Annotated in this window: 25 protein-coding genes; all 25 read right to left on the bottom strand. The window is 71.4% G+C overall.

Translation table 11 applies throughout. From position 1 onward, the window contains the following. Positions 1-38 precede the first annotated feature (38 nt). Complete coding sequence (locus M3190_RS09860; protein ID WP_251580809.1) at positions 39-629, bottom strand: Trp biosynthesis-associated membrane protein; 591 nt, start codon at positions 627-629, stop codon at positions 39-41. After that, the gene (hisI, locus tag M3190_RS09855; protein WP_251580807.1) at positions 626-985 is read right to left on the bottom strand and encodes a phosphoribosyl-AMP cyclohydrolase; all 360 of its coding nucleotides are present in this window, start codon (positions 983-985) and stop codon (positions 626-628) included. The genes M3190_RS09860 and hisI overlap by 4 nt, the downstream gene beginning before the upstream one ends. Continuing rightward, complete coding sequence (gene hisF, locus M3190_RS09850; protein WP_251580805.1) at positions 982-1746, bottom strand: imidazole glycerol phosphate synthase subunit HisF; 765 nt, start codon at positions 1744-1746, stop codon at positions 982-984. Before hisF ends, hisI begins: the two co-directional genes overlap by 4 nt. A gap of 1 nt (position 1747) precedes the next feature. Next, a complete protein-coding gene (gene hisG, locus M3190_RS09845) occupies positions 1748-2590 on the bottom strand; it encodes an ATP phosphoribosyltransferase (RefSeq protein ID WP_064002054.1) in 843 nt (280 codons plus the stop codon). 46 nt (positions 2591-2636) lie between these two features. After that, the gene (locus M3190_RS09840; RefSeq protein WP_251580803.1) at positions 2637-2900 is read right to left on the bottom strand and encodes a phosphoribosyl-ATP diphosphatase; all 264 of its coding nucleotides are present in this window, start codon (positions 2898-2900) and stop codon (positions 2637-2639) included. 52 nt (positions 2901-2952) lie between these two features. Further along, complete coding sequence (rpe, locus tag M3190_RS09835) at positions 2953-3636, bottom strand: ribulose-phosphate 3-epimerase (protein WP_251580801.1); 684 nt, start codon at positions 3634-3636, stop codon at positions 2953-2955. A 32-nt stretch (positions 3637-3668) separates the two neighbouring features. Continuing rightward, the gene (locus M3190_RS09830; protein ID WP_251580799.1) at positions 3669-5024 is read right to left on the bottom strand and encodes an RsmB/NOP family class I SAM-dependent RNA methyltransferase; all 1356 of its coding nucleotides are present in this window, start codon (positions 5022-5024) and stop codon (positions 3669-3671) included. Beyond that, entirely contained in the window at positions 5021-5953 is a 933-nt protein-coding gene (gene fmt, locus M3190_RS09825) for a methionyl-tRNA formyltransferase (protein WP_251580797.1), read from the bottom strand. Before fmt ends, M3190_RS09830 begins: the two co-directional genes overlap by 4 nt. Positions 5954-5961: 8 nt before the next feature. Next, positions 5962-7911 (bottom strand): primosomal protein N', encoded by a 1950-nt coding sequence (locus M3190_RS09820; protein WP_251580795.1) that lies wholly within the window; start codon positions 7909-7911, stop codon positions 5962-5964. Between the two features lie 8 nt (positions 7912-7919). Further along, on the bottom strand, positions 7920-9113 hold the full coding sequence (metK, locus tag M3190_RS09815; RefSeq protein WP_251580793.1) for a methionine adenosyltransferase: 1194 nt from the start codon (positions 9111-9113) through the stop codon (positions 7920-7922). A 117-nt stretch (positions 9114-9230) separates the two neighbouring features. Continuing rightward, a complete protein-coding gene (gene rpoZ, locus M3190_RS09810) occupies positions 9231-9485 on the bottom strand; it encodes a DNA-directed RNA polymerase subunit omega (RefSeq protein WP_064002061.1) in 255 nt (84 codons plus the stop codon). A 106-nt stretch (positions 9486-9591) separates the two neighbouring features. After that, positions 9592-10137, bottom strand: a complete 546-nt coding sequence (locus M3190_RS09805) for a CoA-binding protein (protein WP_251580791.1) — start codon at positions 10135-10137, stop codon at positions 9592-9594. After that, complete coding sequence (locus tag M3190_RS09800) at positions 10134-11471, bottom strand: O-acetylhomoserine aminocarboxypropyltransferase/cysteine synthase family protein (protein ID WP_251580789.1); 1338 nt, start codon at positions 11469-11471, stop codon at positions 10134-10136. The genes M3190_RS09805 and M3190_RS09800 overlap by 4 nt, the downstream gene beginning before the upstream one ends. A 31-nt stretch (positions 11472-11502) precedes the next feature. Further along, complete coding sequence (gene acs / locus M3190_RS09795; protein ID WP_251580787.1) at positions 11503-13524, bottom strand: acetate--CoA ligase; 2022 nt, start codon at positions 13522-13524, stop codon at positions 11503-11505. Next, positions 13515-14339: an ABC transporter permease gene (locus M3190_RS09790; RefSeq protein WP_251580785.1), complete on the bottom strand. Its 825-nt coding sequence runs from the start codon at positions 14337-14339 to the stop codon at positions 13515-13517. Before M3190_RS09790 ends, acs begins: the two co-directional genes overlap by 10 nt. A 2-nt stretch (positions 14340-14341) precedes the next feature. After that, complete coding sequence (locus tag M3190_RS09785) at positions 14342-15364, bottom strand: aliphatic sulfonate ABC transporter substrate-binding protein (RefSeq protein WP_251580783.1); 1023 nt, start codon at positions 15362-15364, stop codon at positions 14342-14344. Beyond that, the gene (locus M3190_RS09780) at positions 15361-16200 is read right to left on the bottom strand and encodes an ABC transporter ATP-binding protein (protein WP_251580781.1); all 840 of its coding nucleotides are present in this window, start codon (positions 16198-16200) and stop codon (positions 15361-15363) included. The genes M3190_RS09785 and M3190_RS09780 overlap by 4 nt, the downstream gene beginning before the upstream one ends. A 76-nt stretch (positions 16201-16276) precedes the next feature. Then, positions 16277-17173 carry a guanylate kinase gene (gmk, locus tag M3190_RS09775; RefSeq protein WP_251580779.1) on the bottom strand — a complete coding sequence of 299 codons (897 nt, stop codon included), beginning with the start codon at positions 17171-17173 and terminating at the stop codon, positions 16277-16279. Beyond that, on the bottom strand, positions 17166-18029 hold the full coding sequence (gene pyrF / locus M3190_RS09770; protein WP_251580778.1) for an orotidine-5'-phosphate decarboxylase: 864 nt from the start codon (positions 18027-18029) through the stop codon (positions 17166-17168). The genes gmk and pyrF overlap by 8 nt, the downstream gene beginning before the upstream one ends. After that, complete coding sequence (gene carB, locus M3190_RS09765) at positions 18026-21313, bottom strand: carbamoyl-phosphate synthase large subunit (protein WP_251580776.1); 3288 nt, start codon at positions 21311-21313, stop codon at positions 18026-18028. The genes pyrF and carB overlap by 4 nt, the downstream gene beginning before the upstream one ends. Further along, positions 21306-22469, bottom strand: coding sequence for a glutamine-hydrolyzing carbamoyl-phosphate synthase small subunit (carA, locus tag M3190_RS09760; protein ID WP_251580767.1), 1164 nt, complete (start codon positions 22467-22469; stop codon positions 21306-21308). Before carA ends, carB begins: the two co-directional genes overlap by 8 nt. Then, positions 22466-22999 (bottom strand): PH-like domain-containing protein, encoded by a 534-nt coding sequence (locus tag M3190_RS09755; RefSeq protein WP_251580764.1) that lies wholly within the window; start codon positions 22997-22999, stop codon positions 22466-22468. The genes carA and M3190_RS09755 overlap by 4 nt, the downstream gene beginning before the upstream one ends. Further along, complete coding sequence (locus M3190_RS09750) at positions 22996-24300, bottom strand: dihydroorotase (protein ID WP_251580763.1); 1305 nt, start codon at positions 24298-24300, stop codon at positions 22996-22998. The genes M3190_RS09755 and M3190_RS09750 overlap by 4 nt, the downstream gene beginning before the upstream one ends. Then, entirely contained in the window at positions 24297-25268 is a 972-nt protein-coding gene (locus M3190_RS09745) for an aspartate carbamoyltransferase catalytic subunit (RefSeq protein WP_251580762.1), read from the bottom strand. Before M3190_RS09745 ends, M3190_RS09750 begins: the two co-directional genes overlap by 4 nt. Next, positions 25265-25795 (bottom strand): bifunctional pyr operon transcriptional regulator/uracil phosphoribosyltransferase PyrR, encoded by a 531-nt coding sequence (gene pyrR / locus M3190_RS09740; protein ID WP_251580761.1) that lies wholly within the window; start codon positions 25793-25795, stop codon positions 25265-25267. The genes M3190_RS09745 and pyrR overlap by 4 nt, the downstream gene beginning before the upstream one ends. Positions 25796-25881 lie beyond the last annotated feature (86 nt).

Here is a 25881-nt window from a genome sequence, read left to right as displayed (position 1 = left end):
AGTCTAGCGGGGTGGACACGCTCCCCCGCCCCGGACGCTCAGCTGGTCGGGTCCTCGCCGCGGGACAGATCGTCCCAGGAGTCGATGCTGTCCCGAGGGCCGGTCCCGGCGGTGCGCTCCGTGCGGTATCTGCGCCCGGATGCGCTCCACCGGTGGGCGGTCGCGAGGACGACCATGCCGCCCAGCACGATGAGGACGGATGTCACGGCCGTCACCGCAGGCCAGGGAGTCGCCGTGATCTCGGACACGATGCCGGCGATGCCCTGCTCGCCGCTGAGACCTGTGGCATCCGTCACCGGTCCCGCCACGGCGTCGACGGGACGCTGCGACGCAATGCGGAACGAACTCCAGCCGAGGCCGGCGCCCAGCCCGATCGCGATGACCGCGAAGGCGTACCGGAGCACCCGCCCGACGATTGTGAGCGCGAGGCCGAGGGCGAGCGCGGCGAGGCTTAGCGGAGCGAGCACAGCGAGGGCGTCCGCGCCGGGGACGGGGACCGCGAGCTCGGAGCCGTCGTTGAGCGTGGCGTTCAGCCAGGTCTGGGTCGACCCGATGATGCCGACAGCGCCGCCGAGGAGGATCGCCAGCACGGCGGACAGCCGCATCCGCCGGGCGGAGGCGTCGGTCACGAGAACTCGCCGACCACGGGGTCGAGGTCGTCGGCGTCGAAGCAGGTGCGGTCGCCGGTGTGGCAGGCAGCACCCACCTGCTCGACGGACACCAGGAGCGTGTCGCCGTCGCAGTCGAGGCGCAGGCCGCGCACGTACTGGGCGTGGCCCGACGTGTCGCCCTTGCGCCAGTACTCCTGTCGCGAGCGGGACCAGAACGTCACGCGTCCTTCGGTGAGCGTGCGACGGAGGGCTTCGGCGTCCATCCACCCCAGCATGAGCACCTCGCGCGTGTCGTGCTGCTGCACGATTGCAGGCACGAGTCCGTCCGCGTTGTAGACGACGCGTGCCATGCGCTCCTCGATCGACCGGGTCATCGCCGCACCTCCACACCCGAGGCCGTCAGGGCCTCTTTGACGTCTCCGACCGTCAGCTGTCCCGAGTGGAAGACGGATGCTGCGAGCACCGCATCCGCCCCGGCTTCGATCGCCGGCGCGAAGTGCGCCGCGTCACCCGCGCCGCCCGAGGCGATGACGGGAACCGACGAGACCTCGCGCATGAGGGCGACGAGCTCGAGGTCGAAGCCGTCCTTCGTGCCGTCCGCATCGATCGAGTTCACCAGCAGCTCCCCGGCGCCGCGTTCGATGGCCTCGCGCGCCCAGGCGAGGGCGTCGAGGTCGGTGAGCGTGCGGCCGCCGTGGGTCGTGACGGCGAAGCCCGACGGCGTGTGCGGCGCGCGCTTCACGTCGAGGGAGAGGACGAGGACCTGGGCGCCGAAACGGTCGGCGATCTCACCGAGGAGCTCGGGGCGGGCGATCGCGGCGGAGTTCACGCCGACCTTGTCAGCACCCACGCCGAGCAGTCGCGCGACATCCTCCGCGGATCGCACGCCGCCGCCGACGGTCAGCGGGATGAAGACCTGCTCCGCCGTGCGCTGGACCACGTCGTACGTCGTGTCGCGGGCGTCGACCGTCGCGGTGACGTCGAGGAAGGTGATCTCGTCCGCGCCCTGCTCGTAGTAGCGGCGCGCGAGGTCGACGGGGTCGCCCATCTCGCGCAGGTTCTCGAAGTTGACGCCCTTGACCACCTTGCCCGCGGCGACGTCGAGGCACGGGATGACCCGGCACACGAGCGACACGTCAGAGCCTCGCGTTGTGGATCGCCGTCACGAGGATCGCACGGGCGCCGATCTCGTACAGCGCGTCCATCACCTGGTTGACGGTCTTCCGCGGGCTCATGACGCGCACCGCCACCCACTCCGGGTCGCGCAGCGGCGAGATGGTCGGCGACTCGATGCCCGGCGTGAGCGCGACCGCCTGGTCGACGAGGTGCGCCGGGAGGTCGTAGTCGATGAGGACGTAGCGACGGGCGACCATGACGCCCCGCAGGCGCCGCAGCAGTGTCTCGGTGCCGGGCGCCTCGGTCGGGGCGCCGATGAGGACCGCTTCGGATTCGAGCAGGACCGGGCCGAAGATCTCGAGCCCCGCCTGCCGGAGCGTCGTCCCCGTCGAGACGACGTCGGCGACGGCATCCGCCACACCCAGCTGCACGGCGGACTCGACCGCGCCGTCCAGGGGCACGAGGTCTACGGCCACACCGTGCTCGTCGAGGTATCCGTCGACGAGGCCCGGGTAGGCGGTCGCGACGCGCAGGCCGTCGAGGTCGGCGAGCTCCGTGAAGCGTCCGGGAGGACCGGCGAAACGGAAGGTCGAGCCGCCGAAGCCGAGCTGCTCGATCTCGCGGGCACCCGGCATCCGCGCGTCCAACAGCAGGTCGCGGCCGGTGATCCCGACGTCGAGGGCACCCGAGCCCACGTAGGTGGCGATGTCTTTGGGACGGAGGTAGAAGAACTCGACGTCGTTGACGGGGTCGATGACGTGGAGGTCCTTGGGGTCGCGTCGACCGGTGTACCCGGCTTCGGCGAGCATCCCCGCCGTGGTCTCGGCGAGCATGCCCTTGTTGGGGACGGCGATGCGCAGCATGGGACGTCTTTCGGTGTGGAGGTGTGCGGACGGCGGGAGGGACCGATCAGAGATGTCGGTACACGTCCTCGAGCGTCAGTCCCTTCGCGAGCATCAGCACCTGCAGGTGATACAGGAGCTGCGAGATCTCCTCGGCCGTCTCGGCATCCGACTGGTATTCGGCGGCCATCCAGACCTCTGCGGCCTCTTCGACGATCTTCTTGCCGATGGCGTGGACGCCCCGGTCGAGCTGTGCGACGGTTCCGGATCCCTCGGGACGGGTCGCCGCCGTCTCGGTCAGCTCGGAGAACAGTCCGTCGAAGGTCTTCACACCCTCCAGGGTACCGGGCCGCCGCCCGCCGCCGGTTCCCGTGACGACGTGGTCAGTGCCGGTGAGCGGATGCCGCAGCAGAGCGGAGCGCGCTGATCGCCGCGCCGGGGTCGTCGGCCCCGAAGACGGCGGAGCCCGCCACGAAGGTGTCGGCACCGGCCTCCGCGGCCTGCGCGATCGTCGCCTCGCCGATGCCGCCGTCGACCTGCACCCAGACCTGCGAACCGCGGCGGCGTGCCTCGTCGGCGAGCCGGCGGAGCTTCGGCATCTGGTCGGCCATGAAGCTCTGCCCACCGAAACCGGGCTCGACCGTCATGACGAGGATCTGGTCGAACTCGTCGAGCACGTCGAACAGCTGCTCCACCGGGGTCGCCGGCTTGACCGCGACCCCGGCACGGGCACCGATGTCGCGCAGTCGTCGAGCGAGAGCGACAGGCTCAGCGGCGGCCTCGAGGTGGAAGGTGACGGATGCCGCGCCGAGCTCGGCGTACCCCGGCGCCCACCGGTCGGCGTCACTGATCATGAGGTGGACGTCGAGCGGGACCGGGCTCGTCGCCTGGATGCGCTCGACCATCTGCGGGCCGAACGTCAGGTTGGGGACGAAGTGGTTGTCCATCACGTCGACGTGGACGAAGTCCGCAGAGGCGATACGGGCGAGCTCCGCCTGCATGTTCACGAAATCGGCGGCGAGGATGCTGGGGTTGATGCGTACGTCGGAATCGGCCACGTGAGCCATTATCCCGGCGCGGGATCACGTTCGACGCCGGGTCAGGAGCGACGCAGCAGCCAGACGGACATCGCGTCGGTCGCGTGACGGTGCGGCCACAGCTGCGCGCGGCCGGATCCATCGGCCGGGACGGCGAGGTCGATGTCGCCGCCGGAGATCCCCCGGATCACCTCGCGCGCGTCGAGCTGGGTGAGGTCGGTGCCGAAGCGGCGCTCGATCTCGGCGACCACGCCCGCCGTCTCGGCGAGGTGAGGGGAGCACGTGACGTACGCGACGACGCCGCCCGGAGCGAGCGCCTCCACCGCAGCGGACAGGAGTTCGGCCTGCAGCTGGGTGAGCTCGGGGACGTCAGCCGGAGCCTTGCGCCAGCGCGCTTCGGGCCGCCGTCGGAGTGCGCCGAGTCCTGTGCACGGCGCGTCGACGAGGATGCGGTCGTAGACTCCCCGGCCGGCGCGCGTGCGGCCGTCCTCCTCGGACACGGGCACGTCGATCGGAACCGCCGCGACGGACTGGCGGACGAGTTTCGCCCGCGCAGGCGAGAGCTCGTTCGCCTCGAGCTGCGCCCCGTGGGCGGCAGCCTCTGCGGCAAGGACCGCGGTCTTGCCGCCGGGCGCCGCGCACAGGTCGAGCCAGCGCTCCCCTGCGCGCACCGGCAGCGCGCGCGACAAAGCGAGGGCCGCGAGCTGAGAGCCCTCGTCCTGCACGCGGACGGCGCCGCCCGACGCGCGCACGACGCGGTCGGGATCGCCGCCCGCGAGCCGGAAGCCGAGCGGGGAGAAGGGTGTGCGCTCGGCGTCCGCCGGGATCTCGCCGACACCGGGAAGGGCCGACAGGGTGACGGTGGGAGCGGCGTTGTCCGCCGACAGCAGATCGAGCAGCTCCGCCGCACGCCCTTCGGCCGCCAGCGCTCGCCGGAACGCCCGGATGATCCAGACGGGGTGCGCATACCGCACCGACAGTTTCTCGTCGTCGGACCGTGCGGCATCCTCGATGCGGGTGAGCCACTCCTCCTCGTCGCGCTCCGACACACGCCGCAGGACGGCGTTGGCGAATCCGGTCGCCCGACGCCCGGCGACCCGCCCCACCAGGTCCACCGTCTCGTGGACCGCGGCGTGCGCGGGGACCCGGGTCGCGAGGAGCTGATGAGTCCCGAGACGAAGCGCGTCGAGGACGGCGTCGTCGATCGTGGACACGGGGCGGGACGCGGCGATCTCGATCACAGCGTCGTACGTTCCGACACGGCGGAGGGTGCCGTACGTCAGCTCGGTGGCCAGGGCAGCGTCCGCAGTCGACAGCCGGGCACGCTCCACTTCCCGAGGCAGGAGGAGGTTGGCATACGCATCGTCCGCTCCGACGGCGTGGATGACGGCGTAGGCGACATCGCGCGCCGCGGTCACGACGACGCTCCCGGCAGGTCGGCACGCGGATCATCGGCCCGCAGGCCCCGCCACCAGTCCGCGGCGGGCATGGCACCCTTCCCCGCGGGCTGCACCGTGCGCAGGAGAACCGTCCCCTCCCCCGTCCCGACGAGGACGTCGCGTCCGACGAGCGCCAGCCTGCCGGGCTCGAGGTCGGTATCGGGCCCTCGCAGCGCGGAATGGACCTTGACCCGGGCCCCGGCGACGCTGAGGTGCGCCCCCGGCTCGGGTGTCGTGCCCCGGAAGCGGTCCACGACGCGGTCGGCGGGCTGTGTGACGTCCAGGGCGCCGTCCGCCTGTGTGAGCTTCGGCGCCAGTGTGGGCTCGCCGTGCTGGGGGGCCGCGACCGCCGTGCCGTCCGCGATCGCGTCGACGACACCCGACACGAGCTCCGCGCCGGAGACTGCGAGGTCGGCGAGCACATCGCCGGCGGTCGCCCCGCGCGGGACGTCGTACCGGAGCTCGGCGAAGACGTCACCGGCGTCGAGGGCCGGCACCAGCTGGAACACCGCGGCGCCCGTGACTCGGTCTCCCGCGATCAGTGCGTGCTGGACGGGCGCCGCCCCGCGCCACTTCGGGAGCAGCGAGAAATGGAGGTTGATCCAGCCGTGCCTCGGCGCAGAGAGCAACGGCTCGCGCACGAGTCCTCCGTACGCGACGATGACTCCGAGCTCGGCGTCGAGCGCGGTGATCGCGGCCGTCGCCGCGTCGTCCAGGCGATCGGCCTTGATGACCGTCAGACCCAGTTCCTCTGCCGCGACCGCGACGGGCGAAGGCGTCAGAACGCGCTTGCGGCCGAGCGGCGCGTCACGACGGGTGACGACTCCGACGACCTCGTGGGACGAGGCCGCGAGGGCGCGGAGCGAGGGGATGGCCGGTTCGGGTGTTCCGGCGAAAACGACGCGCATGGAGGTCCTCACAGATCGAGCTCGGGCACATCGAGCCGAACCCTGAGTGTAGTCCGCGGCCCCGGCCCCCGACGCCGACCGCGGACGGCGTCGGCGACGACCGAGGCGCGCAGCTGCTCGGCTGCCGCGCGCCCGTGCGCGTAGTCGACCCGCACGAGCGCCCGGGCGCCGTCGTCGGTCGGCACCGGCCCCAGCACGGTCATCGGGCCGAGTTCGGGGACCGCGTCGCGCAGCTCGGCGAGGGCGCGGTCGACGGACGCCGGGGCGCCCTCGACCGCGGCGATGCGGACGGTCGGCGGCATCATCAGCGGCGCACGGTCGGCGAGCTCCGCGCGGGCGTAGGCCGCTTGGGTCCAGGTCGCGAGGGCCCGCGCGACGGGCCCGGTGACACCGACCAGGTGCACGGGCGCCCCCGGGGCGGCGAGGGCGGCGGCGTTCGACCACCAGCGCAGGCACGACTCCCCGATCCGCAGTTGCTCAGCCATGAGCATCTTGTCGCCGTCGAGCAGGATGACAGCGCGGTAGCCACCCTCGGCGGGCGGCTCCGCGCCCCGGGTCGCGATGACGAGCGCCGGCCGCGCGTCGACCGAGGCGACGGGGTGGTCGCCGTCCGCGACGATGACACGGACGCCGGGGAAGGCCCGGCCGAGCTCGTCGGCGGTACGCTCGCTCCCCGAGGATGCCATGCGGAACCGCGTCCCCTGACAGTGCGCGCACGTCCAGTTCGGGGCCGATCGCCCGCACCAGCCGCAGTCGGGAGTCGCCCCGGGCCGACGGGCGCGGAGCGGACCGGAGCAGTGCCGACAGCGCGCCGGATGACGGCACTCGGCGCAGACGAGGACGGGCGAGTAGCCCGGACGCGCGACCTGGACGAGCACCGGACCGTGCTGCAGAGCCTCGCGGGCGGCGGCGAACGCCGCCGACGGCACTCGCGCGCCGCGGTGCTCCGCCTCGTGCGTGGCCGACAGGACCACGCGGGGGCTGGCACGACGCTGCGCGGTCACCTCGCGGACCCACCCGACCTGCACCAGGCGTTCGACGTCCGACGTGCGCGTGTGCCCCGCGAACACGAGCGACGAGTGTTCCTCCTCCTGGCGGACGAGGGCGGCATCCCGCGCGTGCACTCCAGGGCTGAGCGGCTCTGCGAGCAGCGGGTCGCCGTCATCCCACACCAGGACCGCGCCGACGTCGTGCGCCGGCGCGTAGACCGTCGACCGGTTGCCGACCACGATGCACGGCGCGGGGCTCAACAGTCGGAGGTAGGTGGCGAACCGCTCGGGTCCGGAGCGTCGCGCGTCGTCGCGGATGACGGCATCCGCCGGGACGAGCGCAGCGAGGGCCTCGAGGATCTGCGACTGATCGCGATGGTCCGGCACCACGACGAGCGTGCTGCGGCCGGTGTCCAGGACGAGAGTCGCCAGAGACGCGAGCAGGTCCGCCCACGCGCCGCGCAGGCGACCGGGCGACGGATGCGGCGGCGCGTCGACGGCCAGCCGCTCCCCCGACAGGACGGCGTCGGCGAGCCCCGGATAGACGTCGGCCGTCGCTCTGGCGCGGGTCGCGGCATCCGGATCCACCGTCGGCACCTCGGGCGGATCGGCGGCCACCCACGCCTTCTCGGCGCGGACCATCCGTTTGGGGACCGCCAACCGCAGGATGTCACTGGCCGAGCCCGCCGCACGGTCGGCCACCCGCCGCGCGAGACGGTACAGTGCGCCGGGAAGGATCGGGACGGCGGAGACCACCGAGGTCACCTCGGACAGAGGCCGTCCGCCCGGCTCGACCTCGGCACGCTCGATGATCCACCCCTCGACGGTGCGGCCGGCGCTGCGCAATGGCACCTTGACGCGCACGCCCGGAACGGCCGTGTCGCGGAGGGCGTCGGGGACCGCGTAGTCGAAGAGCCGGTCGAGCTGGGGCAGCGGCGAGTCGATGAGGATCCGCGCGACGTCGATCACGGCGGGAGTCAGAGACCGGCGGCGGCCCGCAGCAGGTCGACGCGGTCGGTCCGCTCCCAGGTGAACTCCGGCAGCTCGCGCCCGAAGTGTCCGTAGGCCGCTGTCTGTGCGTAGACGGGACGCAGCAGATCGAGGTCGTCGATGATCGCCTGCGGGCGCAGGTCGAACACGTCGCGGATCGCGGCGGTGATCGCCTCGTCGGAGACGTGGCCGGTGCCGAAGGTCTCGACGTAGAGGCCGACCGGCGCGGCGCGCCCGATCGCGTAGGCCACCTGCACCTCGAGGCGGTCGGCGAGTCCGGCGGCGACGGCGTTCTTGGCGACCCACCGCATGGCGTACGCGGCGGAGCGGTCGACCTTGGAGGGGTCTTTTCCGCTGAACGCGCCACCGCCGTGACGGGCGGCGCCGCCGTAGGTGTCGATGATGATCTTGCGACCGGTCAGGCCCGCGTCGCCCTTCGGCCCGCCGACGACGAACGGGCCGGCGGGGTTGATGACGTACCGCACGTCCGAGACGTCGAGCCCCGTCTGCGCGAGCACGGGGTCGATGACCTCCGCCTGCACCGCCGCGCGAAGGGCCGGCAGCGAGATGTCGGGGTGATGCTGCGTGGACAGGACGACGGTGTCGACCGTGCGGGGCGTCGTGCCGTCGTACCCGAGGGTCACCTGCGTCTTGCCGTCGGGGCGCAGGAACGGCAGCGCACCGTTGCGCCGCGCGTCCGTGAGTCGCTCCGCGAGACGGTGAGCGGTCCAGATCGCGGTCGGCATGTACTGCGGCGTCTCGTTCGTCGCGTAGCCGAACATGATCCCCTGGTCACCCGCGCCCAGCGCGTCGACCGGGTCCACGGAGCCCCCTTCGCGGTGCTCGAGCGCGTTGTCGACGCCGGCGGCGATATCACCGGACTGCTCGCCGATCGAGACCGTGACGCCGCAGGAGTCGCCGTCGAATCCGGTCTCCGAGGAGGTGTATCCGATGCGGTTGACGACGCGACGGACGATGCCCGGGATGTCGACGTAGCCGTCGGTGCGCACCTCGCCCGCGACGTGGACCAGTCCGGTCGTCACGAGCGTCTCGACGGCGACGCGGCTGCCGCGGTCGACCTCGAGGAGGGCGTCGAGGATGCTGTCGGAGATCTGGTCGCAGATCTTGTCGGGGTGACCTTCGGTCACGGACTCCGACGTGAACAGGCGCAGCGCGGTCATCGGTCCTCCAGAGGGCGGATCGGGGGTGTGCAAACCATCATGCCCGCGGTCCCCGACACGGGGGACTCGCGGGCATGAGGATGACGCCGTATGGCGTCAGGGGTCACGACGTCGAGGTCACTCTGCCGCGCGCAGGCGCAGCTTGTCCTCGTGGATCTCGTGCAGAGCGATCGTCAGCGGCTTGTCCTCGACGTTCGAGTCGACGAGCGGGCCGACGTTGTCGAACAGGTTCCCCTCGTGGAGGTCCGAGTAGTAGTCGTTGATCTGACGCGCACGCTTGGATGCGTAGATGACGAGCTGGTACTTCGAGTCGACCTTGTCGAGCAGTGCGTCGATGGGCGGGTCGATGATGCCCTGGTCACGGTTGGCCATGGTGGTCCTCCAGGATCGGTGAGGCGAGAACTCTGCACGGGCGCGTGTGCGCGCGGCCCGGCATCCCCCCAGTCTACAGGGCGCGCAGTCGCTCCGCCGCGCGCGGTCAGCGGCTGAGCAGCTGGCGCTTCGAGCTCAGAACCCCGGTGTCGAAGCCGGCGAGGTGCAGGCCGCCGTGGAAGCGGGCGTGCTCGATCTTCACACAGCGGTCCATCACGACCGACAGCCCCGCGTCGGCGGCGACCTCGGCGGCGCCCTCGTGCCAGGAGCCCAGCTGCAGCCAGAGGGTCGAGGCCCCGGCATCCACCGCCTCCTGCGCGACGCCGGGCAGGTCGTCGTGCTTGCGGAAGACGTCCACGATGTCGGGGGCCACCGGGAGCTCGGCGAGCGAAGCGTAGGCGGGCTGGCCGAGGATCTCGGTCGCACGCGGGTTGACGTAGTAGACGTCGTAGGGCGAGCTTCCCCGCAGGTACGTCGCGACGAAGTAGCTCGCCCGCGCCGGGTTGTCGGAGGCGCCGACGATCGCGATCGTCTTCGCCCGGCGGAGGATCTCGAACCGCTCCTGCGCGCCGGCCGACGGCCAGGTTCGGGTCTGCTCACGGTGGGGCGCCGCGGCAGGGGCCGGGAGGGCGCACGCGTTCGGATCGCTCATCGGCTGACTCCTGTCGCTCGGGTGAGGGCCTGGTCGAGGTCCCAGATGATGTCCTCGGGGTCTTCGAGACCCACCGAGATGCGGATGAGGTCGGCGGGCACGCCGGCCGCGATCAGCTGCTCCGCACTCAGCTGCTGGTGGGTGGTCGAGGCGGGGTGGATGACCAAGGTGCGGGCGTCGCCGATGTTGGCGAGGTGCGAGGCGAGCTGCAGGGAGTCGATGAGGACCTCCCCCGCCCGCCGACCCGCGGCCACCCGTTCGGCCTCGGTCGATGCGTCGTCGCCCGCCCTCACACCGAAGGCGAACACCGAGCCCGGCCCCAGCGGCAGGTACTTCTGCGCGCGGGCGTGGTGCGGGTGTCCCGGCAGTCCCGCCCAGGTGACGAACGACACGCGCGGGTCCGCGTCCAGCCACTCCGCGACGATGCGCGCGTTCGCGAGGTGCGCATCGATCCGCTGCGGCAGCGTCTCGACGCCCTGCAGCAGCAGGAACGCCGAGTGGGGGCTGAGCGCCGCACCGATGTCGCGCAGCTGCTCGCTGCGGAGCTTGGTGAGGAAGCCGTACTCGCCGAAGTTGTCCCACCAGCGGATGCCGCCGTACGAGGCGACCGGCTCGGTCATCTGCGGGAACTTGCCGTTCCCCCAGTCGAACGTCCCCTTCTCGACGACGACGCCGCCGAGGGTCGTCCCGTGCCCGCCCAGGAACTTGGTCACGGAGTGGATGACGATGTCGGCGCCGTGCTCGAGCGGGCGTGCGAGGTACGGCGTCGCGAGCGTCGAGTCGACCACGAGCGGGATGCCGGCGGCGTGGGCCACCTCGGCGAGGCCCTCGATGTCGGCGATCTCGCCCGACGGGTTGCCGATCGTCTCGACGTAGAGGACCTTCGTCTCGGGCCGGATCGCCGCGGCGTAGTCGGCGGGATCGCTCGAGCCGACGAACGTCGTGTCGACGCCGAATCGGCGCAGGGTCACGTCGAGCTGCGTCACCGTGCCGCCGTAGAGCTGCGCCGAGGCGACGACATGGTCGCCGACACCGACGAGCGCGGCGAACGTGATGAACTCCGCGCTCATCCCGGACGCGGTCGCGACCGCGCCGATCCCGCCCTCGAGCGAGGCGAGCCGCTCCTCGAGTGCGGCGACGGTGGGGTTGCCGATCCTGGAGTAGATGTTGCCGTACTTCTGCAGCGCGAACAGGTTGGCGGCATCCGTCGCGTCGTCGAAGACGAACGAGGACGTCTGGTAGATCGGCACGGCGCGCGCGCCCGTCGCGGCGTCAGGGGTCCCCCCGGCGTGCAGGGCGCGCGTGCGGAAGCCGAAGCGGTGTTCGTCAGTCATGTGTTCTCTCTCGGCAGGGTGATGCAGCGGGTCAGGCCGCGGCGAGGGCGGCGGCGATGCGCGCGACGGCGTCGGGGTTCTGCAGCGACGTCGTGTCGCCCAGTGGTGCGGGCTCTCGGCCGGCACGACGGTCCTGTTCGGCCTCCCACAGCTGGGCGAGCAGTCGCCGGAGGATCTTGCCGGAGCGCGTCTTCGGAAGGTCGGGGACGATCACGACGTGACGCGGCTTCGCGACCGGTCCGATCTCGCGCGCGACGTGTGCGCGGAGTTCGTCGGCGGCAGGCTCCACGGGACCGGACGGGACGACGAACGCGGCGACGGCGTGGCCGGTGACGGGGTCGGCGACGCCGGTGGTCCCCGCCTCCCCCACGGACCCGTGTGCGACGAGGGCGGACTCTATCTCGATGGTCGAGAGGCGGTGACCCGAGACGTTCACGACGTCATCGAGACGACCGAGGATCCAGATGTGCCCGTCCGCGTCGCGTGTCGCGCCGTCGCCGGCGACGTAGTAGCCACCGTGCTCGCCGTGACCCGCGTAGGCCGACCAGTACGAGTCCCGGTAGCGCGCCGGGTCGCCCCAGACGGTGCGGGCCATCCCGGGCCACGGCCGCCGGACGACGAGTGTGCCGGAGCGTCCCGGCTCGACCTCGCGGCCCTCGGCGTCGACGACGGCCGCGTCGATCCCCGGCAGCGGGACGGTCGCCGAGCCGGGTTTGAGTGTCGTCACGCCGGGCAGCGGTGCGATCATCGCCGCACCGGTCTCGGACTGCCACCAGGTGTCGACGACGGGGACCTCGTCGCGGCCGAACGCACGGCGGAACCAGGCCCACGCTGCCGGGTTGATCGCCTCGCCCACCGTGCCCAGGAGGCGGATGCTCGAGAGGTCGTGCCCGGCGGGCAGGTCCTCCCCGAACCACGTCATGAAGGTGCGGATGAGGGTGGGCGCCGTGTAATACACCGAGACGCCGTAGCGCTCGATGATCTCGAGGTGACGCTCACGGTGCGGTGCGTCGGGCGTGCCCTCGTAGATCACCTGCGTGAGTCCGTTCGAGAGCGGACCGTAGATCTCGTAGGTGTGCGCCGTCACCCAGGCGAGGTCGGCGGTGCACCAGTGCACGTCGTCGGGCTTCGCGTCGAAGTGCGCCCAGTGGGCCCAGCTCGCATGGGCGAGGTAGCCGCCCGAGGTGTGGACGAGGCCCTTCGGCTTCCCCGTCGTGCCGGAGGTGTAGATGATGAAGAGCGGATGCTCCGCCTCGAACGCGGCCGCTTCGTGGACCGGCGAGGCGGTGTCGACGAGCTCGTGCCACCAGAGGTCGCGACCGGGGACCCACGCGACGTCGTGGCCGGTGCGCCGTACGACGAGGACGTGCTCGAGGGCGGAGAGTCCGCTTGCGGCGGCATCCGCGGCGGATTTCACCTCGACCGCTCCCCCGCGACGGAACTGGCCGTCGCTGGTGACGAGGAGCTTGGCGCCCGTGTCCTCGAGACGGAAGCGCAGCGCTTCGGCCGAGAAGCCGCCGAATACGAGGGAGTGGACGGCGCCGACCCGTGCACAGGCGAGGGTGATCACGACCGTCTCGACGAGGACCGGCAGGTACACCACGACGCGATCGCCTGGACGGATGCCGAGGGCGACGAGTGCGTTCGCCGCCTGCGAGACCCGATGCTGCAGGTCCGCGTAGGTGACGCTCGTGCGGTCGCCGGGCTCGCCCTCGAAGTGCAGGGCCACCTTGTCACCGCGGCCGGCATCGACGTGACGGTCGACACAGTTGGCGGCGACGTTCAGGGTGCCGCCGTCGAACCACCGGGCAGCCGGCGCGGTGAGCTCACCGTCGGCGGAGCGGACGGGTGGCCGCCAGTCGAGCGCGGTGTGCCAGGGGGTCGCCCACTCGAGGCGGTGGGCCGCAGCCTCCCAGAAGCCGACGGGGTCTGCCGCCGCATCCGCGTAGGCCGAGGCGGTCACGTTGGCGCGGGCCGCGAACGCAGCGGGCGCGGGATAGGTGCGTGTCTCGACGAGACGTAGCTCGTCGACCCCCGGCGCCGTCACGACCATCTCCGCAGCACTCGACGCTGAAGAAGCGTGACGACGGCGTTCGAGAGGACGCCCAGGCCCGCGAGGACCACGATCGCGAGGAAGATTCGGTCGACGCGCCCCGTGCTCTGCGAATCGGTCAGGAGGTAGCCGAGCCCCATCGAGGCGGAGATGAGCTCGGCGGCGACCAGGAACAGCCACGACTGCGCCAGCGCGAGACGCAGGCCCGAGACGAGCGAAGGGACGGTCGCGGGCAGCTGTACGGTGCGGAAAAGCTCCCACCCGCGCAGACCGAAAGATCGCGCCATCTCGACAAGATGCGGGTCGACATGACGAAGGGCGCCGGCAACGGTGGTGAAGACGGGGAAGAAGGCGCCGATCGCCACCAGGGTCACCTTGGGCTCTTCCCCGATACCCATCCACAGCAGCAGCAGCGGCACGAGTGCCAGCGAGGGGATGGCGCGGAACGCCGCGAGGATGGGACTCAGGAGCACGTCGCCGGAACGGGTGAGGCCGACGACTGCTGCGACGGCGAGTCCGACGATCGACCCGGCCGCGAAGCCGAGGACCACCCGCTGAACAGAGATGGCGACGTGACGCCAGAGCGTGCCGTCCTCGGCCAGACGGACCGCCGCATTCACGACGTCGAGCGGCGCGGGAAGGCGGTAGGTCGGGATCAGCCCGAACGCCGTGACCGCCTGCCAGAGTCCGAGGAGCGCGAGCGGGACGACGAGACCGCCGAGGACCCGGACGCTCGTGCGGGACCAGAACGGCCGCACCGCCGCCGCGCCCGAGGGCGCCGCGGCGGTGGAGGTCGCCTCTGCGGAGGCCGTCATGATCAGCCCGCGGCCTTCTCGGCGAACGTCGGCTCGACGATCGTGTCGAGTGCCTCATCGACGGCGGCCTGCCCGCCGGTCACCGCGTCGGAGTCGACGAGGACCGGCGCGATCTTCTTCAGCACGGTCAGCTGCGCGTCACCGGGGATGCCGCTGACGTCGAGGTTCGAGCGCTCGGTGATCACGGTCGTGGCGACCGCGGGGTCGATGCCCGCCACATCGGCGAGGAGCGCGGCGGTCTCGTCGGGGTTCGCGAGTGCCCACTCGCGGGCGTCCTCGTACGCGTCGACGACGACCTGGGCGACGTCGGCGTGGTCGGTGAGGAACTCCTCCGTGGCGTTGAGGAAGCCGTAGGAGTTGAAGTCGACGTTGCGGTAGATCAGCTGGTCACCCGACTCCACCTCTGCGGCGGCCATGATCGGGTCGAGACCCGCCCACGCGTCGACGGAGCCGCCGTCGAGGGCGGACCGCCCGTCGGCGTGCTGCAGGTTCTGGACCTCGACGTCCGAGACGCTGAGTCCCGCCGTCTCGAGGGCCTGCAGGAGGAAGAAGTAGGGATCGGTGCCGCTGGTCGCGGCGACCTTCTTGCCCTTGAGGTCGGCTACTGACGTGATGTCACTGTCGGGGCCGACCACGATCGCCGACCACTCGGGCTGCGAGTAGACGTCGATGACCTTGATCGGCGAGCCGTTGGCGCGGGCGAGCAGCGCGGCGGAGCCGGCGGTGGAGCCGACGTCGAGCGAACCGGCGCGCAGCAGTTCGTTGGCCTTGTTGGACCCCGCGGACTGCGTCCACTCCACGTCGACGTCGTCGCCGAGCGCCTTCTCGATCAGACCCTGATCCTTCACGACGAGGCTGAGCGGGTTGTACGTCGCGAAGTCGATCGAAAGCGTGTCGGTCGACCAGTCCCCCGTCTCCTCGGACGTGGATGCGGCGTTCTCGCCCGCGAGGCAGCCCGTGGCCATGAGCATCACCGCTCCCGCCACGACGATCGTGGGGGCGGTGCGGCGGATGACGGTGCTCATCGGGTCTCCTGAAGGGTCGTGCGGTGGGTGACGACGCCGAGTCCGTCGAGGAGCTCGGCGCGGAGGTCCGTGAAACCGTGAGCGGCACGGTCACGGGGGCGGGTGCCGGGGACGTCGATGACGCGGGCGACAGAGGACTCCGCGGAATCGGCGTCGATCGCGCGCAGCTGCAGCACGCGGTCGGCGAGGTAGAGGGCTTCTTCGACGTCGTGCGTCACGAGGACGACGGTCGTCGGTTCGGCGGAGTGGATGTCGAGAAGGAGGTCCTGCATGCGCAGTCGGGTGAGCGCGTCGAGGGCGCCGAACGGCTCGTCGAGCAGAAGCACCTCCGGTCCGCGGGCGAGGGCGCGCGCGAGCGATGCGCGCTGCGCCATGCCGCCCGAGACCTCGCGGGGGCGACGCGCGGCGGCGGAGGTCAGACCCACGAGGTCGAGGAGCTCGGCCACACGGGCCTTCGCCGCGGCACGCGCGGTGCCGCGCGGCATCCCGAGCTCGACGTTCTCGGCGATGGTGCGCCACGGCAGCAGACGCGGCTCCTGGAACGCGACCGCGGTGCGCTCGTCGGTGTCGCGGAGCGGTGTGCCGTCGACGGTCACCGTTCCGGCGGTCGGCGTGTCGAGACCCGCCAGCAGACGGAGGAGGGTCGACTTGCCGCACCCGGAGGGGCCGACGACGGCGACGATCTCACCCGGCTCGAGCGTCAGGTCGATGCCGCGAAGAACCGGAACCGGGCCCTTCGCCCCCGCGAAGGTCCGGTCGACGCCCGACAGCGAGACGGCACCGCGCGGAGCCGGCGGCGTCGACGCACGCTGGGCGGCGGTCAGGACGGGGGACATGCGTCCAGCTTCCCGGACCGCCGTCGTCCCGCCTCATCGGCTGTAACGGTCTGAAACGAACCGCACCCTGCGGGTGTCAGCGGGCGAGGGTCGCGACCTCGGCTGCCGCCCGAGCGACGTCGTCATTCACGACCCGGTAGTCGAACTCGCCCTGCGAGGCGAGCTCGACGCGGGCGGTCTTCAACCGTCGAGCACGCTCCTCCTCGCCCTCGGTGCCCCGACCGACGAGGCGGTTAACAAGCTCGTCCCAGCTCGGCGGCAGGAGGAACACGAGCGTCGCGTCCGGCGCCGCGGCCCGCACCTGACGGGCGCCCTGGAGATCGATCTCGAGGAGGACCGTGCGACCCTCGGCGAGGGCGGCGTCGATGGGGCGCCGCGGCGTCCCGTACCGATAGGCGTTGTGGACGGTCGCGTGCTCGAGCAGCTCGCCGTCCCGGACCATGCGGTCGAACTCCGCGTCGTCGACGAAGAAGTAATGCTCGCCCTCGACCTCCCCCGGCCGCGGCGGACGCGTCGTCGCCGACACGGACAGCAGGATCTCGGGGTGGTGCTCCTTGATGTGCGCGGCGACCGTCCCCTTGCCGACGGCCGTAGGGCCTGCGAGAACGATCAGCCGGCTGCGCTCGCCGCGGGCTCGGGGCTCGGGCAGGCGCCGATCGAGGTAGTCCTGGAGGACCTGCCGCTGACGGATGCCGAGACCGCCGATCTTCTTCACCGGCGCGATCTGCAGGTCGGCGAGGATGCGGTCCCGCTTGCCCTCGCCGATCGCGGGGATCGCCGTCAGGAACTCCGTGACCCGCATCGCCGCGGCCGCGGACTGGGGCTCCGCCCACGCGCGCCGCAGCAGATCCTGCGGACTGATGACGCGCGTCGACACGTCGCGCTTGAGCGCGGCGCGCTCGCGGCGGGCGGCCACGGCGCGTCGCGACGCGGCGGCGCGATCGACCTCGGGAGGGGTACGGGAGTCAGGCATGTCGGGCGTCCTGGAGTTCGGAGTTGTGGGTGTCGATGGCCGCGCCGATCCCGTCGGGACCGGCACCGAGGATGCTGCGGCTCGCGCTGGCAAGCACCTGGGAGGCGAGCGGACCGAACCGTTCGCCGAGGTCGCGCAGGCGGGCGCCCTGCGCGCCGAATCCCGGTGCCAGGATCGACGCGCGGAGCAGCGAGGCATCCGACAGGCCGAGATCGGCGCGTTCCACTGTAGCCCCGACGACGAACCCGACCGGTCCGAAGCGGTCGTCCCCGACGACCGCCGACGAATTGACGGATCCGGCGCGCTGCGCGACCCAGTCCGCGACCGTCTGGCCCCGCTCCGCGTCGACCACGGTCACCTCGGCGGACTGCAGACCCGCCGCCTCCGGATTGCTCGTGGCGGCGAGGACGTACACGCCCTTGCCCTCGCGGACGGCCGTCGCGATCGTGCCTCGCAGGGAATCCGGGCCCAGGTACGGGCTCACGGTGACGGCATCCGACTCGAGCGGCGATCCCGCTGCGAGCCACGCCTCGGCGTACCCGTCCATCGTCGTTCCGATGTCGCCGCGCTTGGCGTCCGCGATCACGACGAGCCCCGCGGCGCGAGCAGTGCCGATGACCTCCTCGAGTGCCGCGAACCCCGCGGACCCGTACCTCTCGAAGAACGCCACCTGCGGCTTGACCACGCCCACTCGGCTGCGCGCGGCATCCACGACACGCAGGCCGAACTCACGGACGCCCTCAGCGGATGCCGGGAGCCCCCACGCGTCCAGGAGGGACGCGTGGGGGTCGATCCCGACGCACAGCCGGCCGCGGGCGTCGACCGCCGCGGCCAGCCGCGACCCGAATGAGGTCACACCGCCGCCTTCCGGTCCGCGGTGTACTCCTGCAGACTGCGGACCGCGAACCCTTCGCGCAGCACCGGCATCGCCGAGACGGCGGCGCCGAGCACGGCCATCGTGGTGAACAACGCCTTGTCGGCGGCCACGGCGGCGGCGCGGATCTCGTACCCGTCGGCGCGGGCGATGCCGCCCGAGGGGGTGTTCACGACGATGTCGATCTCCCCCGCGTTGATGAGGTCGACGACGTTGGACTCGCCGGAGTCCTGCGTCTCGGAGTACTTCGACACGACCTCCACCCGGATGCCGTTGCGCGCGAGGATCTCGGCTGTCCCCTCGGTCGCGACGAGGGTGTAGCCGAGCTCCTGCAGCCGGTGGGCGGGGAGGATGACGGCGCGCTTGTCGTCGTCGGCCACGGAGAGGAACACCGTGCCCGAGGTCGGCATCCCGCCGTACGCCGCCGCCTGGCTCTTGGCGAACGCGGTCGGGAAGTCGCGGTCGATGCCCATGACCTCACCGGTGGAGCGCATCTCGGGGCCGAGGACCGAGTCGACGGTCCGGCCGTCGGCGGTGCGGAACCGCTTGAACGGCAGCACGGCCTCCTTGACCGCGACGGGGGCGTCCAGCGGGACCCGCGAGCCGTCCTGCTCCGGCAGCAGCCCCTCGGCGATGAGCTCGGCGATCGACGCGCCCGCCATGATGCGGCTCGCGGCCTTGGCCATCGGGATCCCGAGGGCCTTGGACACGAACGGCACGGTGCGCGACGCGCGCGGGTTCGCCTCGATGACGTACAGCACGCCGGCCGAGACCGCGAACTGCACGTTCAGCAGCCCGCGTACGCCGACTCCCTCGGCGATCGCGTGCGTCGCCGTGCGGACCCGGTCGATCTCGCCGCGTCCGAGCGACATCGGCGGCAGGGTGCACGAGGAGTCGCCGGAGTGGATACCGGCCTCCTCGAGGTGCTCCATGACGCCGCCGATGTAGAGCTGCTCGCCGTCGAAGAGAGCGTCGACGTCGATCTCGACGGCGTCGTCCAGGAAGCGGTCGACCAGCAGCGGCGCGTCGTCGCGGATGATCGCCTGGTCGGCGATGCGGACGAAGTAGTCGCGCAGGCTCTCGGTGTCGTACACGATCTCCATGCCGCGACCGCCGAGCACGAAGCTCGGGCGGACGAGCACCGGGTATCCGATCTCCTCGGCGATCGCGATCGCACCGGCCTCGTCGGTGGCGGTGCCGTGACGCGGCGCCATGAGACCGGCGCGCTCCAGCAGCTGCGAGAACTGCTCGCGCTCCTCCGCGATGTCGATAGCGGCCGGCTTGGTACCGAGGATGGTGTAGCCGGCGGCCTCGATCCCCTTCGCGAGCCCGAGGGGGGTCTGACCGCCGAGCTGGCAGATGACGCCGACGATCTCGCCGGACTGCGCCTCGGCGTGCAGAACCTCGAGCACGTCCTCGAGTGTCAGCGGCTCGAAGTACAGCCGGTCGCTCGTGTCGTAGTCGGTCGAGACGGTCTCGGGATTGCAGTTGACCATGATGGTCTCGAAGCCGGCATCCGACAGCGCGAAGGACGCGTGCACGCACGAGTAGTCGAACTCGACGCCCTGGCCGATGCGGTTGGGCCCCGAGCCGATGATGACGACCTTCCGTCCCGCGCTGGGCGTGACCTCGGTCTCACGGTCGTACGAGGAGTAGTGGTACGGCGTGAGCGCCGGGAACTCGCCCGCGCACGTGTCGACCGTCTTGTACACGGGGCGCAGTCCGAAGCCGTGGCGAATGCCGCGCACGTCCGCTTCGCCGAGCCCGCGGAGCTCCGCGATCTGGGCGTCGCTGAAGCCGTGGTCCTTGGCGAGTCGCAGGACGTCCTCGGTGAGCTCGTCGGCCTCGCGGATGTAGTCGGCGACCTCGTTGATGAGGATCATCTGGTCCAGGAACCACGGGTCGATCGCGGTCGCGTCGAAGGCCTGCTCGAGCGTCGCCCCCTTGCGGAGCGCCTGCTGCAGCACGACGATACGACCGTCGGTCGGCGTCTTCGCGATCTCGAGCAGCTCGTCGACGGAGCGCGCCTCGGGTCCCCAGTGGAAGCTGGAGCCGCGCTTCTCGAGCGACCGGAGTGCCTTCTGCAGCGCCGTCGTGTAGTTGCGACCGATGGCCATCGCCTCGCCGACCGACTTCATGGTCGTCGTGAGGGTGGTGTCGGCGGCGGGGAACTTCTCGAAGTTGAACCGCGGCACCTTCACGACGACGTAGTCGAGGGTCGGCTCGAAGCTGGCCGGCGTCGCCTTCGTGATGTCGTTGGGCACCTCGTCGAGGCGGTACCCGATCGCGAGCTTGGCGGCGAGCTTGGCGATCGGGAAGCCGGTCGCCTTCGAGGCGAGCGCCGACGAACGCGAGACGCGCGGGTTCATCTCGATAACGATGATCCGGCCGGTCGCCGGGTCGACGGCGAACTGGATGTTGCAGCCACCGGTGTCGACACCCACGGCGCGGATGATGTCGATGCCGATGTCGCGGAGCTTCTGGTACTCGCGGTCGGTGAGCGTCAGCGCGGGTGCGACGGTGATCGAGTCGCCGGTGTGGACGCCGACCGGGTCGACGTTCTCGATGGAGCACACGACGACCGTGTTGTCGGCGGTGTCGCGCATGAGCTCGAGCTCGTACTCCTTCCAGCCGAGGATCGACTCCTCCAGGAGCACCTCGGTCGTCGGGGAGTCACGAAGACCCGCGCCGCCGATGCGACGGAGGTCCTCCTCGTTGTACGCGAAGCCCGAACCGAGCCCGCCCATCGTGAAGGAGGGACGGACCACAAGCGGGTAGCCGAGCTCGGCGGCACCGGCGAGCAGGTCGTCCATCGTGTGGGCGATGACGCTGCGGGCGACATCCGCGCCGGACTCCAGGACGAGCTCCTTGAAGACCTGCCGGTCCTCGCCCTTGCGAATGGCGTCCACCTTGGCGCCGATGAGCTCGACGCCGTACTTCTCGAGGATGCCGCGGTCGTGGAGGGCCATCGCCGCGTTCAGAGCGGTCTGGCCACCGAGGGTCGGGAGGATCGCGTCGGGCTTCTCCTTCGCGATGATCGTCTCGATGACCTCGGGGGTGATCGGCTCGACGTAGGTGGCGTCGGCGAAGTCGGGGTCGGTCATGATCGTGGCCGGGTTCGAATTCACGAGGATGACGCGCACGCCCTCCTCGCGGAGCACCCGGCACGCCTGGGTGCCGGAGTAGTCGAACTCGCAGGCCTGACCGATGACGATCGGGCCGGAGCCGATGACGAGGACGCTGTTGATGTCGTCGCGCTTAGGCATTCTGGGTCGTCTCCTGAGTGGCGATCACGAGGTCGCGGAAGCGGTCGAAGAGGTAGTTGGCGTCGTGCGGACCGGCGGCTGCCTCGGGGTGGTACTGCACGCTGAACGCCGGGATGTCGAGGGCGCGCAGGCCCTCCACGACGTCGTCGTTGAGGCCGACGTGGCTCACCTCGACGCGCCCGTAGCCGTTCGGGCTGTCGACGACGCCCTCGATCGGCGCGTCGACGGCGAAGCCGTGGTTGTGCGCGGTGATCTCGACGCGGCCCGTCGTCTTGTCGAGGACGGGCTGGTTGATGCCGCGGTGGCCGAACGGCAGCTTGTAGGTGCCGAAGCCCAGCGCGCGGCCGAACAGCTGGTTGCCGAAGCAGATGCCGAAGAAGGGCAAGCCGGCGTCGAGCACCTCGCGCAGCAGCGCGACGTGGCGATCGGAGGCCGCCGGGTCACCGGGACCGTTCGAATAGAAGACGGCGACGGGGTCGACCGCCTGGACGTCGGCGAAGGTGATCGACTGCGGCAGGACGTGGACCTCGAACCCGCGGGCCGCGAGGTTGTTCACGGTCGCCTGCTTCACCCCGAGGTCGAGGATCGCGAGATTGCCGATCTTCTCGCCGACGGCGGGGGTCACCTCCGCGGCGGGCACCGAGACGTCGGCGGACAGGTTCTGCCCGCTCATCTCGGGTGCCTCGCGCACGATGCGCAGCTGCTCGTCATCGGCGAGGGCTGCGGCATCCCCCGAGAAGACGCCGCCGCGCATGGAGCCGGCCGAACGGAGGACACGGGTCACGGCGCGGGTGTCGACACCGCTGATGCCGACGATGCCGTCTCGGACGAGGGCGTCCTCGAGCGAGTGGTCGGCGCGCCAGCTCGAGACGATGCGCGAAGGGTCGCGCACGACGTAGCCCGACACCCAGATGCGGCGGGACTCGTGGTCCTCGCCGTTCATGCCGGTGTTGCCGATGTGGGGTGCGGTCTGCAGGACGATCTGACCCGCGTAGGACGGGTCGGTGATCGTCTCCTGGTAGCCGGTCATCGCGGTGGCGAAGACGACCTCGCCGAGGGTGGTGCCGCGCGCCCCGTAGGCGTGGCCGGGGTGTCGGGAGCCGTCTTCGAGGACGAGGACGGCGGGTTCGGGAGCCTGGAATCTCTGAATGCTCATGCGTCGCTTCCGGGAGTCTGCTGGGGGGAGGTGGGAGTGGGGGTGGCGGGGAGGACCTGGACGATCGCGTCGGCGAGCGAGCGGGCCGAGGTGTCCTGCGGGCGGAGGTAGCTGTCGACGAGGGTGCCTTCCGGCGTCGTCCACGCGACCCGGACGAGCCCGTCGCGCTCGACGACCCGGTCGATCGCGACCGTGGCCTGTCCTGCGGCGACGAGGCGGTCCGCACCGAGGAAGACCCGCGGCTGGCCGGTGAGGTCGAGGGCGACGCCGCGGTCGGTGACGGTGACGTCGACGCGGGACCGGAAGGCCAGCCCGCGGATGGCGAGCCGCTCGAGCGGCTCGTCGTGACGCGTCGTCGCGACGTACAGTCCCTCGGACTGAAGCCGCGTCACCGCGCCGGCCGGAGCCTCGCCGACGGGAGCGGTCAGGCCCGCATCCCGCCGGGATCGTCGTCGCCACGCGAGGAGCCCCGCGAGGATCAGCACCGCGGCGACCGCCGCCATGACGAGGACGGCGGCCTCGCGGCTCACGAGGCGACCTCGTCGACGACGGCGCCGTCGGTCACGGTCTGACGACCGCGGAAGAACGTCGCGCGGACCTCGCCCGGCAGTTCCCTGCCGAGGTACGGCGAGTTGACGCTGCGGCCGCGCAGGTCATCCGTGCCGAACGCCCGGACCGGGGCCGCGTCGTAAAGGGTGAGGGATGCCGGCGCTCCGACGGCGAGCGGGGTGCCGGCGTCGGTGAGCCGGCCGATCCGCGCCGGGGCGGTCGACATGACGCGCGCGACGTCGGCCCACTCGAGCAGGCCGGTCTCGATCATGGCGGCGTGCACGACGCGGAGCGCGGACTCGAGTCCGACCATGCCGTTCGCGGCGGCCTGCCACTCGCACGTCTTGGCCTCGGCCGGGTGCGGTGCGTGGTCGGTGGCGACGATGTCGATCGTGCCGTCGGCGAGGCCCTCGCGGACGGCGAGGACGTCCTCGTCGCGCCGCAGCGGCGGATTCACCTTGAAGCGCGGGTCGTACCCGCGCACGAGGTCCTCGGTGAGAAGGAGGTGGTGGGGCGTCACCTCCGCGGTGACGTGGATGCCGCGCTTCTTCGCCCACCGGATGAGGTCGACCGATCCCGCGGTGGAGAGGTGGCACACGTGCAGGCGGGAACCGACGTGCTCGGCGAGCAGGACGTCGCGCGCGATGATCGACTCCTCGGCGACGGCCGGCCACCCGGTGAGCCCGAGCTCGGCCGACACGGTGCCCTCGTTCATCTGCGCACCCTCGGTGAGCCGGGGGTCCTGTGCGTGCTGAGCGACGACGCCGTCGAAGGACTTCACGTACTCCAGCGCACGCCGCATGATGAGCGGATCGAACACGCAGAAGCCGTCGTCGCTGAAGACGCGGACCCGGGCGCGTGAGGACGCCATCGCCCCGAGCTCCGCCAGACGCTCGCCCCTCTGCCCGACGGTGACCGCACCGATCGGCTGCACGTGGACGTACCCGGCCGATTCGCCGAGGGCGAGCTCCTGCTCCACGACACCGGCGGTGTCGGCGACGGGCGAGGTGTTCGGCATCGCGAACACCGTCGTGTAGCCGCCCGCGGCGGCCGCACGCGAGCCGGTGAGGATCGTCTCGGACGCCTCGTAGCCGGGCTCGCGGAGGTGGGTGTGCAGGTCGACGAGTCCCGGCAGAGCGATCAGGCCGTCGGCATCCACCGTCCGTGCTCCCGCGGCGCTGAGTCCGGACCCCAGCTCGGCGATGACACCGTCCCGGATCAGGATGTCGGCGGCGATGCCGCCGTCGATCCGCGCTCCGCGGATGAGGATGGTCTCGCTCATCGGGCCTCCTCCTGTGCGTGGTTCGTGGACCGCTCCCCCGCCAGGAGCAGGTAGAGCGCCGCCATGCGCACCGACACCCCGTTCGCGACCTGTTCGAGAACGGTCGAGCGTGGCGAATCGGCGGCGTCGGCGGAGATCTCCAGACCCCGGTTCATGGGCCCGGGATGCATGACAATGCTATCGGTCGGAAGCGCGGCCATCCGCGCGGCATCCAATCCCCAGCGACGCGAATACTCCCGCTCAGTCGGGAAATAGGCCGCGCTCATGCGCTCGAGCTGGATGCGCAGCATCATGACCGCGTCGGGGGCGTCGGCGATCGCCTGATCGAGGTCGTAGACGACCGTGACCGGCCAGGCCGACACGTCCTGCGGGACGAGGGTGGGCGGCGCCACGAGGGTGACGCGGGCCCCGAGGGTCGTCAGGAGCCACACATTCGACCGCGCGACGCGGGAGTGGAGGATGTCCCCCACGATCGCGACGTGCAGGCCCGACAGATCGCGTCCCCGGCTGTCGTCGCCGAAGAAGCGCTTGCGGATCGTGAAGGCGTCGAGCAGCGCCTGCGTCGGGTGCTCGTGCGTCCCGTCGCCGGCGTTCAGGACGCCGGCGGAGATCCAGCCGCTCGTGGCGAGCGTGTGCGGGGCACCGGACGCGCCGTGGCGGATGACGACCGCATCCGCCCCCATGGCCTGCAGGGTCTGCGCCGTGTCCTGGAGCGATTCGCCCTTCGAGACCGACGAGCCCTTCGCCGAGAAGTTGATGACGTCGGCGGAGAGCCGCTTGGCCGCCGCCTCGAACGAGATCCGGGTGCGCGTCGAGTCCTCGAAGAAGAGGTTGACGACCGTCTTGCCCCGAAGCGTCGGCAGCTTCTTGATCTCGCGGGACTGCGTGTCGCGCATGTCCTCCGCGACGTCGAGGATGCGGAGGGCGTCCTCGCGCGCGAGGGTACGGGTGTCGAGGAGGTGCCTCATGAGGCGATGGTCACCTCCTCGGCGCCGTCGACGTCGGCGAGGCGGACGTTCACACGCTCGTCGCGCGAGCTCGGCAGGTTCTTGCCGACGAAGTCGGGGCGGATCGGCAGCTCGCGGTGGCCGCGGTCGACGAGGATCGCGAGCCGCACGACGCCGGGACGGCCGATGTCCTGCAGCGCGTCCAGCGCGGCGCGGATGGACCTGCCCGAGAAGAGCACGTCGTCGACGAGGACCACGGTCTTCGCGTCGATGCCGTCAGCCGGGATCTCGGTCGGGCGGGGCGTGCGCGTCGGGTTCCGGTGCAGGTCGTCGCGGTACATCGTGACGTCGAGCGAGCCGACCGGGACGGTCACACCCGTGAACGAGGCGATGAGCGCTGCGATCCGTTCGGCGAGGGTGACGCCGCGGGTCGGGATCCCGAGGAGCACGAGCCCGTCGGGGCCCTTGTTCGACTCGAGGATCTCGTGAGAGATGCGCGTGAGTGCGCGGGCGATGTCGCTGTCGTGCAAGACGATGCGCGAGGTCATCCGCCGCTCCCTTCTCCGCCTCACAGGACGGTGTTAAAGGTTGCTTGTGTGCGTCCAGTCTAGCGGCGCGCGGGCGACCGCCGCGC

The organism is Microbacterium oleivorans (genome assembly GCF_023715745.1).
Classification (GTDB): Bacteria; Actinomycetota; Actinomycetes; order Actinomycetales; family Microbacteriaceae; genus Microbacterium; species Microbacterium oleivorans_D.
Note: the sequence above shows the minus strand (reverse complement) of the source record. Positions and strands in the feature narration are given on the sequence as shown.